Raw genomic sequence first — 12,434 nt, 5'->3', positions numbered from 1 at the left:
AGGATGCGCACCTACATCTGTTATCGCACCAGCCTCCCCCCATGTTGCGTAGCCCCGGAGTCCACACGTCCTGTCCGGCTGCCCGCTCGCCGCGTCAAAGCCGTGGATCAATCCCGGATCATTTCGTTTTGAGCGCTTTCCAAAAAAGCCAACCCCTTGTTCTCACTGACCTTCCGCTCTGGACGGAACCCCGGTGGACCGCCGCGTCGCGTCATCCAGGCGTCGAGAACAATTCTTCCAGACCGGCCGGCAGATCGCATTGCCAGGCCGGATAATTGTGTCCGCCATTGTAGGTCCGGGACGTGACGCGGTGGCCGGCCGCCTGAAGGACGGGCAGGAGGCGCTGGTTGCCGTCCAGCAGGCCCTCGAAGTGGCCGCAGTCCATCCAGACGTGGAGCGGCGGCTGGGCCTGTCGCCGCGCCAGGTCGAAGACCACCATGTCGGTGCCCTCAATGGAGAAGGCGCCGGACTGGGACAGCACGCGGCCGAAGGTGCGCGGCAGGCGCTGGGCCGTATAGAGCGCCATCAGTCCTCCCAGGGAAGAGCCCAGCACCGCGTGCACGCCCGGCGTGCGCTGCTCGTCCACCAGGGACAGCTTCTCGCGCGCCAGGGGCAGCACGCGGCGCTCCAGGAAGGCGACGGTGGCCTCGCTGCAGGCATACTCGGCGGTGCGCGCTTCCTTGCCGTTGGACACGAAGGCCATCGCCACCGGACGCATGCGGCCCTGGGCGACGAGGTTGTCCACCAGCGTGGGCAACTGGACGCGCTCCAGGTAGTCGTCTCCGTCCAGCACCACCATCAGCGGCACGGGCCCCGGCACCGGCGGCGCGTAGAGGGCCACCGCGCGCTTCTTCCCCACGGCCCACTCGTGCGTGTCCACCTGATGGCGCGTCACGCGGCCCCGGGGCACGCCGCGCGCGCGCCGGTTCAACGTCGTGGGCTGTCCCTTCGGCATCCAGAAGCAGTGGTTGAAGCCGCCGAAGCCATTGTCGGAGCGGCGCTTGTTGAGCGCGTCGCGCACGCGGCGGCCCTTCGCGTCCTGGAGCGCGTACTCGACGTAGGCATCCTCCGGCAGCGCCAGCGACCGCGCCCACAGGCCCTTGCCCACGCGCTCCAGCGGCAGGGGCGTCCCCTGCCAGTCCTGGAAGTCCCCCTGGAGGAAGACGCGGCTTGCGCCCTTCCACACGAAGGTGGCGGTGTCCCCATCGATGAGCGGCGTGCCTTCGCGGCGCGCGCGTGCTTCCAGCGTCTGCGTGTCCATGCGTGACGTGCACTGTACGCACCGCGCTGGTGCGAGGGGGCTCCACGTCGGCCGCGCATCGTCGCGTGGCGGATCCGCGTCCACCCGCGGACATCACGTCGGCATGCGGGAGCCCCGGAGGTCTTCAGGCCCCTTCGTGGGGCAGCAGGTCGCGCAGCGCCCCGCCCAGGTCGGGGTGGCGGAACTGGAACCCTGCCTCCAGCGCGCGCCGGGGCATCACCCGCTGGCCCTCCAGCGCCACGCGCGCCATCTCCCCGAAGCGGGCCTTGAGGACGAAGCCCGGCACCTGCAACACCGCCGGCCGCCCCAGCACCGCGCCCAGCGTGTGCGCGAACGTCGCGTTGGTGACGGGCTCCGGTGACGTGGCGTTCACCGCGCCTTCCAACGTCGGGTGCTCCAGCGCGAAGCGCATCAGCGCGAGCAGGTCCTCGCGGTGCACCCAGCTCACGTACTGGTGCCCGTGGCCCACCCGTCCGCCCGCGCCCATGCGGAACACCGGCAGCATCCGGTGCAGCACGCCGCCCGCCGGGTGCAGCACCACGCCGATGCGCAGCCGCACCGTGCGCACGCCGGCCTCCGCCGCTCGCAGCGCCTCCGCCTCCCAGCCCTGGCACACGTGGGCGAGGAAGTCGTCGCCGGGCGCGTCCTCTTCCGTCAGCGTCTGCCCTTCGCGCGCGCCGCCGTAGAAGCCCACCGCCGAGGCGCAGACGAAGTGCCGCACCGAGCCTGCCTGCTTCATCGCCTCCTCCAGCACGCGAGTCCCCTCCACCCGGCTTGCGTGGATGCGCTGCTTGGCCTCGTGGGTCCACCGCTGGTCCACCGGCTCCCCGGCCAGGTGCACCACGCCCTCCGCGCCGGCCAGCGCGTCCGGTGACAGCGGCGTGCTCCCGTCGAAGAAGGAGCCCGTCACCCCGGAGGGCAGCCTGGACAGCGCGTGTTCAACGTTGCGGCTGAGCACATGCACGGTGTGGCCCGCGTCCAACAAACCCTGGACAAGCCCTGGGCCCAGGAAGCCGCTGGCGCCCGTGCACGCCACCTTCACGGCTGGGCCTCCGTCACCGCTTCCGTCGTGAGGTCCTGGCCCACCAGTTCGCTCAACGCGACGAAGAAGCGCGCCCGGTCCTCCGGCTTCATCCGGCCCGAGTGTCGGAAGACCAACGCCCCTTGCGCGTCCAACAGCATCACATTGGACGTCTTGGTGGGCAGCTTCCAGGGGGCCTGTCCCAGGGTGCCCTCCAGGTCGACCAGGATGGGGACGCCGGCCTTCTTCTCCTCGTCGCGCACGTACGACAGGGCAATCTCCCTCGCGGGGAAGAAGTCGTACTTTTCCAAATTGGCGACCGCGACCACCCAGGCGCTTTGAAGGAGACCCCGCTCGCGCCCGCGAGCGAACAACTCCTCCTTCAAGGGCGCGTTGAGGGTCGTGGAGTCCTTGTCCTCGTAGAACAGGACGACGGGCTTTCCACGCCACCGTGAGAGGCGCACGCGCTCGCCTTTGGAGGTGCTCAGGGTCGCATCCACCGGCTCCGGAGTCGGAGGCGCGCTGCTCGCGCTCCCCGCCGCCAGGGTCACCGTCAACGCACTTGTGATCCACGCTTTCATTGGGAGCCTCTCGTGTACAAGGTTCTGACAAACCTTAGACATAGCCTTGACAATCACTGGACGCAAACGCTACCTCTAGCTGGAAAGGCTGCTGCTGTGCTCCCGACTTCGGAGATCCGCTGTATGGCCATCCCGCTTCCCAACGTGCAGCAGGCTCCCTCGGACGGGGCGCCTCCGGAGCAGGCCTGGCTGCAGCTCGTGCAGGCACGGGTGGAGACGGCGCTCGGGCTGCTGTTCGAGCTGCCGGACGAGGCCTCGCTGGACCCACGCTGGTCGCGCGCCGTGGATCAATCGCGCGACTACGCGCTGCGGCCCGCGAAGCGGCTGCGGCCTGCGTTGGTGCTCGCGGGGCATGGGCTGGCGCGGGGAAGCACGGCGGTGCCGCCGGGCCTGTGGGGCTTCGCGGCCGGGCTGGAGCTGCTGCACACGTTCCTGCTCATCCACGACGACGTGGCGGACCAGGCGGAGCTGCGGCGGGGCGGGCCGGCACTGCACCGGATGCTGGCTCCGGGACGGCCGGGCGAGGACCTGGCCATCGTCGTGGGGGACCACCTCTTCGCGCGCTCGCTGGAGGCGATGCTGGAGTCGGGGCTGCCGGGCGTCGCGCGCGTGGTGCAGTACTACCTGGGCGTGTGCCGGCACACGGCCGCGGGGCAGTACCTGGACCTGGACCTGTCGCGCATGCCGCTGTCGGAGGTGACGCTCTTCCAGACGCTGCGCGTGGCCCACCTCAAGACGGCGCGCTACGGCTTCAGCGCCCCGCTGGTGTGTGGCGCGATGCTGGGCGGCGCGGATGAAACGCTCAAGAAGGGTCTGGAGCAGGTGGGCCGTTCGGTGGGGCTCGCCTACCAGCTTCGCGATGACCTCATCGGCCTGTTCGGCGACGCGTCGGTGGCGGGCAAGGCGTGCGACGGGGACTTCACGCAGGGCAAGCGCACCTTCCCGTTGATGGCGGCCTACGTGCGCGCCACGCCCTCGGGCCGCGAGGAGCTGGAGCGGTTGTGGGCGCTGCCGGTGGAGCAGAAGGACGCGGAGGCGCTGGCCCGGGCGCGTGCGCTGGTGGAGTCGTTCGGAGGCCGTGTCGCGTGTGAGCGCGCGGTGGAGCGGGCGTCGCGTTCGGCGCGTCGGGGCCTGCAGGCACTGCCCAACTCCCATGGCATGAGGGACCTGCTGGACGCCCTCATCGCCCGTCTCGCGCGCCGCGCTTCCTGAGGACACGTCCATGAGCGCACAAGGCAAGCGGGTGGTGGTGGTGGGCGCGGGGGTGGGCGGACTGGCCGCCGCGGCGAGGCTCGCGCGGCAGGGCTTCGACGTGCAGCTCTTCGAGAAGACGCGCGGCCCGGGTGGGCGGTGCAACCAGCTCCAGGTGGACGGGTTCACGTGGGACATCGGGCCCACCATCGTGCTGATGCCGGAGGTGTTCGAGGAGACCTTCCGCGCGCTCGGCCGTCGCATCGAGGACTACCTGACGCTGATGCGCTGTGACCCCAACTACCGGGTGCACTTCCGGGACGGGTCCGACGTCACCTTCACCTCCGAGCTGTGCACCATGGGCCGCGAGCTGGAGCGCGTGGAGCCCGGCAGCTTCCAGCGCTACCTGTCCTTCCTGGCGCAGGGCCGCACCCAGTACCGCATCAGCCTGGACCACTTCGTCGGCCGCAACTTCGACGGCATCTCCGACTACTTCGCCCCCAGCGTGCTGGCGAAGATCTTCAAGGCCCGCGCGCACCGCCGCATGTACGCGGACGTCAGCCGCTTCTTCGAGGACGACCGCCTGCGCGCGGCGATGACGTTCCAGACCATGTACCTGGGCGTGTCCCCCTTCGAATCACCGGCCGTGTACGGCCTGCTGCCCTTCACCGAGCTGGGCGTGGGCATCTGGTTCCCCAAGGGCGGCCTGTATGCCATTCCGCTCGCGCTGGAGCGGCTGGCGCGCGAGGAGGGCGTGCGCCTGCACTACGGGGCGCCGGTGGAGCGCATCCTCACGGAAGGGGGCCGCACCACGGGCGTGCGGCTCGTCGGTGGGGAGGTGGTGCCCGCGGACGCGGTGCTGTGCAACGCGGACCTGCCGTACGCGTACGAGAAGCTGCTCGACCCGAAGGACGCGCCGTTCAAGCGCGATAAGAAGCTGCGCTTCACCTCCAGCGGCTACATGCTCTACCTGGGCATGAAGAAGAAGGTTCCGGAGCTGCTGCACCACAACGTGATGTTCGGCCGCGACTACGCGGGCTCCTTCGAGGACATCTTCAAACGCTTCCGCGTGCCGGAGGACCCCAGCTTCTACGTCAACGTGCCCTCGCACACGGATCCGTCGCTGGCGCCGGAGGGCAAGGATTCGCTCTACGTGCTCGTGCCGGTGCCGCACCAGCACGCGAACCTGGACTGGAAGACGGAAGGCCCGAAGGTGCGCGCGAAGGTGTTCCAGCGCCTGGGCGAGCTGGGCTTCCCCAACCTGGAGGCGGACATCGAGGTGGAGCGCGTGTTCACCCCGGACGACTGGGCGGGCACGTACAACCTGGCGCGCGGCAGCGCGTTCGGACTGGCGCAGAACTTCTTCCAGGTGGGTCCCTTCCGTCCGGCCAACGTGGATCCGAAGGTGAAGAACCTCTTCTTCGTGGGCGCCTCCACCCAGCCGGGCACGGGCCTGCCCACGGTGCTCATCTCCGCGCGGCTCGTCACCGAGCGGCTCGTCACCTGGGCCCGGAAGCAGGGCGTGACGCTGTCGCCGCGCACGGAAACACCGACCTCCGTGGAGGTGGCGGCATGAGCGCCATCGAATCCCCGGCGCTCATCGCGCAGGGCTACCGGCGCGCGCGCGTCGTCACGCGCCACCACGCGAAGAGCTTCTTCTTCGCCTCGTACCTGCTCTTCGGACAGCGCAAGAAGGCGGCCTTCGCGCTGTATGCCTTCTGCCGGCGCCTGGATGACCTGGTGGACGCGGGCGAGAGCGCGCTGGAGGGCTCGCCCCTGGACCTGCCCACGCGACTGGCCCGGGCGCGCGAACGCGTGGCGGAGGTGTACCTGCCCCTGCCGGAGCTGGCCTCGAAGGGGCTGGGGCCCCCGGCCTCGCGGCAGCCCGCCGCTGACGCGCCGTCGCCGTGGGAACCCAGCGAGTTCGCGGCGCTGCGCCACACCATCCACCTCTACAGAATCCCCGAGCAGCCCTTCCAGGACCTCATCTCCGGCATGGAGATGGACCTGACGAAGCGCCGCTATGAGACCTGGGACGAGCTGGAGCTGTACTGCTACCGGGTTGCAGGTGTGGTCGGGTTGATGTTGACGCCGGTGCTGGGCTGCGAGGACGAACGCGCGGTGGAGCCCGCCGCGGACCTGGGCCGGGCCATGCAGCTCACCAACATCCTGCGCGACGTGCGCGAGGACCTGGAGCGCGACCGGGTGTACCTGCCCGCCGAGGAGCTGCGCGCCTTCGGGCTCACCGAGGACGACCTGCGCCGGGGCCAGGTGGATGCGCGGTGGCGCGACTTCATGCGCTTTCAAATCCAGCGCTCGCGGGCGTACTACGCGCGAGCGGCGGGCGGCGTGAAGTACCTCACCGGCTTCGGCAGCCAGCGCATGGTGCGGCTGATGGGCGGCATCTACGGCGACATCCTGCGCGACATCGAAGCGCGGGACTACGACGTGTTCAGCGCGCGGGCCCACACCACGAAGGGCCGCAAGCTGGCGCTGGCGACGGCCGCGTTCGTGCGCCCCCGCGCGGTGCTGCGGGAGGCCGACACGGCCATGCCGCTCCTGGCGCCGTCAGCGCCGCTGCTGTCCACGGGCACGGGAGGTCCGGCATGAAGACCTCGCGCGTGGCGGTGATTGGCGGCGGCATTGGCGGGCTGACCGCGGCGGGCCTCCTGGCGAAGGAGGGCCACGCGGTGACGCTGTTCGAGGGCAGCCCGTCCCTGGGCGGCAAGGCGCAGGCCGTCACGGTGCAGGGGCTGACGCTGGACACCGGGCCCACGCTGCTGACGTTGCCGGCGCTGGTGCGAGGCACCTTCGAGAAGCTGGACGCGCTGGACCTGCTGCCCCCGTTCACGGAGCTGGAGCCGCAGTGCACCTACCGCTTCACGGACGGGTGCGGCTTCACCGCGTACAAGGACCTGGAGCGGATGGCGGACAGCGCCGCCGAGCTGCGCCCCGGTGAGCGCAAGGGCGTGCACTCGTTCTACGCGGAGGCCGCGGCCATCTGGCGCGCGGCGGGCGAGCCCTACCTGGAGGCCCCCTTCGAAGGTATGCCCGGCTTCATGGCGCGAGTGGCCCGTCGGGGCATCGGCGCGATGCTGGCGGGGATGCAGTTGGACACGCTGCACACGCTGGCGACGAAGCACTTCCAGACGCAGCACCTGCGACAGTACGTGGGCCGCTTCGCCACCTACGCGGGCGGCTCTCCCTATGCGTCCAGCGCGGCGTTCGCGCTCATCCCGCACATCGAACACGCGTACGGCGTGCACCACGTGAAGGGCGGCATCGGCGCGCTGGTGGCGGCCCTGGGGGATGCCGTGCGGCGGCAGGGCGCCACGGTGCACCTGGACACGCGCGCCCGCTTCGAGCGGACGCCCGAGGGCTACCGCGTGGGCCCAGGCCAGGAGCTGTTCGACAGCGTGGTGGTGAACGCGGATCCGCTGGCGTCGCTGCGCCGCGACTCCGAGCCCCTGTCGCTGTCCGGCTTCGTGCTGCTGCTGGAGGTGGAGGGACGGCCGGCCCTGCCGCACCACACGGTGCTCTTCGGCGGGGACTACCAGCGCGAGTTCGAGGAGCTCTTCGCGGGTCGGCTCGCGACGGACCCCACGGTGTACTTCTGCAACCCGTCCGCCACCGACCCCAGCATGGCGCCGCTGGGCCGCACGGGCTTGTTCGTGATGGTGAACGCGCCGGCCATGCCGGTGGGCGCCTCGCAGGCCGAACAGGCGGAGCGCGACTGGGAAGCGATGGCGGAGCGCGTGCGCACGCAGATGTTCGACAAGCTCTTCTTGCACTACCCAGCCCTGAAGGGGAAGACGCGCGTGGTGGGACAGCGCACGCCGGTGGACCTGGCGGCGCAGGGTGCGCCCGGGGGCTCCATCTACGGCTTCCTGCCGCACGGCCGCTTCGGTCCGTTCCGTCGGCCGCGCATCCGGGGCGGCACGCCGGGCCTGTTCTTCGCGGGCGGCGGCACGCACCCGGGCGGCGGGGTGCCGCTGGTGATGCTGTCGGGCCGGTTCGCGGCGGAGATGGCCTCCGCCCACCTTCGGGGGAGCGCATGACCTCCATGCTCGCGCATCCCTTGATGCCGGAAGTGCCCGCGCTGCCCGCGCTGCCCGATGCGGCGGGGGCCTACCGCTGGTTCTACGCGGACGTCACCGCGGGGGACTACAGCGCGGTGTGCATCTTCATGCTGGGCTCGCTCTTCTCGCCGCGCTACTCGGTGGCGGCGCGGCGCGGGGGCCTTCCGCAGGAGCACAGCGCGGTGAACTTCGCGCTCTACCACCGGGGTGTGCGCAGGTTGTGGGTGCTCAGCGAGTACCCGCGCGCGCAGGTGGAAGGGCCCGGAAGGCTGCGCATCGGTCGCTCCACGCTCACCCATGCGCGGGACGGCACGGTGCGCATGGACGTGGACGACGGGACGGCGCCGTGGGGCCGCCCGGTGCGCGCCAGCCTGACGCTCCGGCCGCTGACGCCCCGGGGCCTGGAGATGCAGCTGATGCCAGGGCTGCCGCACTACTGGCAGGCGCTGGCGCCGCGTTCGGAGGCCCGGCTGGAGGTGTCCACGATGGACGTGGCGGCCGAAGGCATGGGCTACCACGACACCAACCACGGCCAGGAGTTGCTGGGCGACCGGCTGTCCGGGTGGCACTGGGCGCGCACGCATCATAAGACTCACACGGTGGTGGACTACCACCTGCCGGATGGCGTGGCGCCGCTGCGCCTGATGGCGGGACCGTCCGGTGTGGTGTGCGAGCGCGGCCCGCACCCCGAGGCCCGGCCCACGAACATCACCGGCTGGGGACTGCGTGTCCCCTCGCATCTGCACGCGGGCAACGAGGTGGTGGGCGCGCCGCGCCTCCTGGAGTCATCGCCCTTCTACGCGCGGCTGGAGTCGCGCCGGGGCGCGCTGGACACGATGGGCGAGGTGGCGGACTTCCGCCGCTTCCATTCGCCCTTCATCCGCTGGATGGCGCACTTCCGAACGCGCGTGGAGCGGGCGGTATGAACGCACTCGCTTTCATCGCGCTCGGGTGGGCGGGGATGGCCGGAGGCTTCAGCGCGGTGGCGCTCGCGCGGCTCCTGCGACGTGCGCCCACCCCGGCCACGCAGGCCCTCCCGTCCGTGCTGCTGCTGCGCCCGGTGGATGCGCCCACGCCGCAGGAGCTGGAGAACCTGGCGCGCCCCATCGACTACGCGGGCGTGCTGGAGCAGGTGGTGCTGTCGCCCTACCGCCCCCGGCTGGCCGAAGGCGTCCGGTGGCTGCCGAGCGACCCGCTCTCCCCCAACCGCAAGGTGGGGCACCTGCTCTACGCGCTGGACACGTTGGACACGCGCGGGCGGGTGGTGCTCGCGGTGGACGCGGACGTGGCGGTGACGGGGGCGCTGGTGGAGGGCCTGGCGTCTTCGCTGGTGGCGGGCGCCGCGCTGAGCACCGCCGCCCCCACGCCCGTGGGCGCGATGGATGCGGCAGGGCGTGCGATGGCGGGGCTGCTGCGCTACACGCATCACAGCTTTCGCGCGCTGCATGCGATGAGCGCGGGCGCGCAGGCCGTGTGTGGCAAGGCGCTCGGGTTGTCCGCGAGGGCGGTGGAGGAGCTGCGTGGCTTGTCGGACCACATCGGCGAGGACCTGGAGCTGGCGAAGCGCCTGCACGCGCGGGGGCTGGACGTGGCGCTGAGCCCCGCGCCCGCGTGGGTGCCCATGGCGTCCGAAACCTCCTGGCGCGTGCCGTTGGAGCGCTTCACGCGCTGGATGCAGGTGCTCGCGAGCCACCGGCCGGGCCTGTACCCCACGGTGCCGCTGCTCTTCACGCCCACGCTCCCCCTGCTGCTGCTGGCCGCGGCCCTGGGCGAGCCTGCGGTGTGGCTGGCGGTAGGGGCCCTGGTCGCCGTGCGCACGCTCCTGTCGCTGCGGCTCTCCGCGCTGAGCCATGTGCCCGGCGAGGAGGCGCGAGGCCATGCGCTGACCGACTGGCTGCTGGGGGAGGTGCTGTTGCTGACGGCCTTCGGGGCTTCGCTGAAGCGGCAGGGAACGGTGACGTGGCGCGGACACACGTACGCGCTTCACGCGGGAGGGCGCATGGTGCGGGTGGCGTCGCAGTGGAGTGGAGGCCCGGGATGACCTACGCGCGCTTCCTGGGGTTGTTCGTGGTGCTGCCCATCCTGTTCCTCGTCGTGCGCTACCGCCGCACGCTGTCGTGGAAGGGCCTGGCGCCCATGGGCGTGCTGCTCGTGGTCGTCTACGCGGCCACGTCTCCGTGGGACAACATGGCGGTGAAGTGGGGCCTGTGGGGCTTCGACCCGGAGCGCATCTGGGGCGTGAAGCTGGGCTACCTGCCGCTGGAGGAGTACCTCTTCTTCGGCCTCCAGACGCTGCTCGTGGGCCTGTGGGCCCGGGCCCGGCTGGAGCGCGTGCTGGCGAAGAAGCCGGAGGCGCGGCCGTCCGAGAAGCACCGTCCCGTCCACGTCGAGCGTCCCCTGGGCCCGCGCGAGGTATCGCCATGATGGAGACGCGCTGGGCGTATCTCATCCACCTGCTGGGGTGGACGCTGCCCGTGATTGGCATCCAGTTGGCGCTGCTGGTGAATCACTACAAGTCGCGCGCCGGCGAGGTGCTGCGCGCGGTGCTGCCGCCAGCGCTCGTGGTGGGCGTGTACCTGTCCATCGCGGACCACCTGGCCATCTCCACCGGCATCTGGAACTTCGGGGCGGGGCGCCACGTGGGCGTGTACGTGGGCGTGGTGCCGCTGGAGGAGGTGCTCTTCTTCCTCATCACCAGCGTGCTGGTGTCGCTGGGGCTCGCGCTGTTCACTGCGCTGTTGCGCCTCGATGAGGCGCGGACGTCTTGATCCACGCGGCCAAGGGTGGGCCCTTCGGGTGGGCGGTGGACCGGTACATCGGGTGGAAGGTCCGCTCGACGTTCCGGGGGCTGTGGGTGCGCGGCGAGCTGCCCGCGGACGGCGTGGGCCGGCTCATCTACCTGAACCATTGCAACTGGTGGGATGGCTTCGTGCTGCACCAGCTCTGCCTAGTGGCGGGCTGGGATGGCTATTGCCTGATGGACGAGGAGAACCTTCGCCGCTATCCCTTCCACACGAAGATGGGCGCGTTCAGCATCCGCAAGCAGGACGCGATGTCGTCCTTGTCCTCGCTCCGGTACGCGAAGGAGTTGCTGCGCCGGCCGAGCGCCGCCGTGTGTGTCTTTCCGGAAGGGGAGCACCGGCCCTTCGGCGCCTTCCCGCTGAAGCTGGAGCGGGGCGTGGAGCTGCTCGCGAAGGCGGCGAAGGCGGAGTGCGTGCCCATCGCCATCCGCTACGCCTTCTTCGAGCACGAGCGGCCGGACGTGTTGCTGGAGGTCGGCACGCCCCATGAAGCCGGCCCGCTGTCGCGCTTCCAGAGCGGGCTGGAGTCGGTGGTGCGCGCGGTGTCGCAGGCGACGGACCTGGAGGGCTTCACGCGCAAGCTGACGGGCGCGCGCGGCGTGGCGGAGCGCTGGGACACCGCGAGGGGCCTGGGCCGATGAGCCTGCGCATCCGCACCATCGCCCGGCTCACCGGCATCCGTGAGGCCACGCTGCGCGCCTGGGAGCGCCGCTATGGCTTTCCGCGTCCGGAGCGCAGCGAGAACAACTACCGCGTCTATTCACGCGACGAAGTGGAGGCCGTGCGCCGGGTGGCGAAGTTGATGGAGGGTGGCCTGTCGGTGAGCGAGGCCATCGCCCAGGTGCGCGCTTCTCCCGCGCAGCCTGCCCGGCAGGATTCGCGGCTGATGGAGCGCTTCTGGGCGGCGGTGATGGTGTTGGACGCGGACGCCGCGGACGCGGTGCTGGAGGAGGCCGGGGAGCAACTGGACGCCACGGCCTTCTGCGACACGTTCTTGATCCCCGCGCTCCGGGAGATGGCGTCGCGCCTGGATGTGGCGCGCGAACACCTGGCCTCCGCGCTGGTGCGGCAGCGGCTGCGCCTGTTGCTCGCGGGCATGGTGAGCGCGAGCGATGGGCCCCGGGGACTCCTGGCCTGCCCGGCGGGGGACCACCATGAGGGAGGGCTGCTCGCGCTGGGGGTGCACCTGAAGGCGCGGGGCTGGCGGGTGACGTTGCTGGGGGCGGACACGCCCGCGGAGGCGTTGCACGGGGCCTGCGTGCAGGTGCGGCCGGACGTGGTGGCGTTGTCGTTCGTGCGGCGTCGGGAGGCGCAGGCGTTCCTCACGGTGCTGTCGGAGTCATTGCAGGCCTGCGCTTCGGTGCCGATGGTGGTAGGCGGTCCGGGGGCGCGAGAGCACTTGAAGACCCTCTTCACCCTGGGCGCTCAGTACGCGGAGTCCGCGGAGGAGCTGATCGCCATCTGGCAGCAGGTGAGGAACGCCCAGAACCGACCGTGACG

At 71.0% G+C, this 12,434-nt stretch carries 13 protein-coding genes; 10 read left to right on the top strand and 3 right to left on the bottom strand.

Annotation, left to right across the window (positions count from 1 at the left end):
- Positions 1 to 211: 211 nt before the first annotated feature.
- From OV208_RS25045 to OV208_RS25035, 3 genes are all read right to left on the bottom strand, one after another.
- Complete coding sequence (locus tag OV208_RS25045) at positions 212 to 1,261, bottom strand: alpha/beta hydrolase-fold protein (RefSeq protein WP_267576398.1); 1,050 nt, start codon at positions 1,259 to 1,261, stop codon at positions 212 to 214.
- Between the two features lie 124 nt (positions 1,262 to 1,385).
- On the bottom strand, positions 1,386 to 2,303 hold the full coding sequence (locus tag OV208_RS25040) for a TIGR01777 family oxidoreductase (protein ID WP_267576397.1): 918 nt from the start codon (positions 2,301 to 2,303) through the stop codon (positions 1,386 to 1,388).
- The gene (locus OV208_RS25035) at positions 2,300 to 2,833 is read right to left on the bottom strand and encodes a peroxiredoxin family protein (protein WP_267576461.1); all 534 of its coding nucleotides are present in this window, start codon (positions 2,831 to 2,833) and stop codon (positions 2,300 to 2,302) included. The genes OV208_RS25040 and OV208_RS25035 overlap by 4 nt, the downstream gene beginning before the upstream one ends.
- Positions 2,834 to 2,986: 153 nt before the next feature.
- On the opposite strand from OV208_RS25035, the gene OV208_RS25030 reads away from it, so the two are divergent.
- From OV208_RS25030 to OV208_RS24985, 10 genes are read left to right on the top strand one after another with little or no spacing between them, the layout of a single operon-like run.
- On the top strand, positions 2,987 to 4,075 hold the full coding sequence (locus OV208_RS25030) for a polyprenyl synthetase family protein (protein ID WP_267576396.1): 1,089 nt from the start codon (positions 2,987 to 2,989) through the stop codon (positions 4,073 to 4,075).
- Positions 4,076 to 4,085: 10 nt separating this feature from the next.
- Positions 4,086 to 5,630, top strand: a complete 1,545-nt coding sequence (locus tag OV208_RS25025) for a phytoene desaturase family protein (RefSeq protein ID WP_267576395.1) — start codon at positions 4,086 to 4,088, stop codon at positions 5,628 to 5,630.
- On the top strand, positions 5,627 to 6,664 hold the full coding sequence (locus OV208_RS25020; RefSeq protein ID WP_267576394.1) for a phytoene/squalene synthase family protein: 1,038 nt from the start codon (positions 5,627 to 5,629) through the stop codon (positions 6,662 to 6,664). The genes OV208_RS25025 and OV208_RS25020 overlap by 4 nt, the downstream gene beginning before the upstream one ends.
- Positions 6,661 to 8,112 (top strand): phytoene desaturase family protein, encoded by a 1,452-nt coding sequence (locus OV208_RS25015; protein WP_267576393.1) that lies wholly within the window; start codon positions 6,661 to 6,663, stop codon positions 8,110 to 8,112. Before OV208_RS25020 ends, OV208_RS25015 begins: the two co-directional genes overlap by 4 nt.
- On the top strand, positions 8,109 to 9,059 hold the full coding sequence (locus OV208_RS25010; protein ID WP_267576392.1) for a carotenoid 1,2-hydratase: 951 nt from the start codon (positions 8,109 to 8,111) through the stop codon (positions 9,057 to 9,059). The genes OV208_RS25015 and OV208_RS25010 overlap by 4 nt, the downstream gene beginning before the upstream one ends.
- Positions 9,056 to 10,174, top strand: coding sequence for a glycosyltransferase (locus OV208_RS25005; RefSeq protein ID WP_267576391.1), 1,119 nt, complete (start codon positions 9,056 to 9,058; stop codon positions 10,172 to 10,174). Before OV208_RS25010 ends, OV208_RS25005 begins: the two co-directional genes overlap by 4 nt.
- Positions 10,171 to 10,557 (top strand): lycopene cyclase domain-containing protein, encoded by a 387-nt coding sequence (locus tag OV208_RS25000; RefSeq protein WP_267576390.1) that lies wholly within the window; start codon positions 10,171 to 10,173, stop codon positions 10,555 to 10,557. The genes OV208_RS25005 and OV208_RS25000 overlap by 4 nt, the downstream gene beginning before the upstream one ends.
- Positions 10,554 to 10,901 (top strand): lycopene cyclase domain-containing protein, encoded by a 348-nt coding sequence (locus OV208_RS24995; protein WP_267576389.1) that lies wholly within the window; start codon positions 10,554 to 10,556, stop codon positions 10,899 to 10,901. Before OV208_RS25000 ends, OV208_RS24995 begins: the two co-directional genes overlap by 4 nt.
- On the top strand, positions 10,898 to 11,575 hold the full coding sequence (locus OV208_RS24990; RefSeq protein WP_267576388.1) for a lysophospholipid acyltransferase family protein: 678 nt from the start codon (positions 10,898 to 10,900) through the stop codon (positions 11,573 to 11,575). The genes OV208_RS24995 and OV208_RS24990 overlap by 4 nt, the downstream gene beginning before the upstream one ends.
- Positions 11,572 to 12,432, top strand: a complete 861-nt coding sequence (locus tag OV208_RS24985; protein ID WP_267576387.1) for a MerR family transcriptional regulator — start codon at positions 11,572 to 11,574, stop codon at positions 12,430 to 12,432. Before OV208_RS24990 ends, OV208_RS24985 begins: the two co-directional genes overlap by 4 nt.
- Positions 12,433 to 12,434: the final 2 nt, after the last annotated feature.

It is taken from the genome of Corallococcus sp. bb12-1, assembly GCF_026626765.1.
GTDB classification, from domain to species: domain Bacteria; phylum Myxococcota; class Myxococcia; order Myxococcales; family Myxococcaceae; genus Corallococcus; species Corallococcus terminator.
Note: the sequence above shows the minus strand (reverse complement) of the source record. Positions and strands in the feature narration are given on the sequence as shown.

What these genes read in the sequence shown, in the direction of transcription:
- OV208_RS25045 (WP_267576398.1), bottom strand. Translation starts at nt 1,261, where the DNA reads ATGGACACGCAGACGCTGGAAGCACGCGCGCGCCGCGAAGGCACGCCG.
- OV208_RS25030 (WP_267576396.1), top strand. Translation starts at nt 2,987, where the DNA reads ATGGCCATCCCGCTTCCCAACGTGCAGCAGGCTCCCTCGGACGGGGCG.
- OV208_RS25025 (WP_267576395.1), top strand. Translation starts at nt 4,086, where the DNA reads ATGAGCGCACAAGGCAAGCGGGTGGTGGTGGTGGGCGCGGGGGTGGGC.
- OV208_RS25020 (WP_267576394.1), top strand. Translation starts at nt 5,627, where the DNA reads ATGAGCGCCATCGAATCCCCGGCGCTCATCGCGCAGGGCTACCGGCGC.
- OV208_RS25015 (WP_267576393.1), top strand. Translation starts at nt 6,661, where the DNA reads ATGAAGACCTCGCGCGTGGCGGTGATTGGCGGCGGCATTGGCGGGCTG.
- OV208_RS25010 (WP_267576392.1), top strand. Translation starts at nt 8,109, where the DNA reads ATGACCTCCATGCTCGCGCATCCCTTGATGCCGGAAGTGCCCGCGCTG.
- OV208_RS25005 (WP_267576391.1), top strand. Translation starts at nt 9,056, where the DNA reads ATGAACGCACTCGCTTTCATCGCGCTCGGGTGGGCGGGGATGGCCGGA.
- OV208_RS25000 (WP_267576390.1), top strand. Translation starts at nt 10,171, where the DNA reads ATGACCTACGCGCGCTTCCTGGGGTTGTTCGTGGTGCTGCCCATCCTG.
- OV208_RS24995 (WP_267576389.1), top strand. Translation starts at nt 10,554, where the DNA reads ATGATGGAGACGCGCTGGGCGTATCTCATCCACCTGCTGGGGTGGACG.
- OV208_RS24985 (WP_267576387.1), top strand. Translation starts at nt 11,572, where the DNA reads ATGAGCCTGCGCATCCGCACCATCGCCCGGCTCACCGGCATCCGTGAG.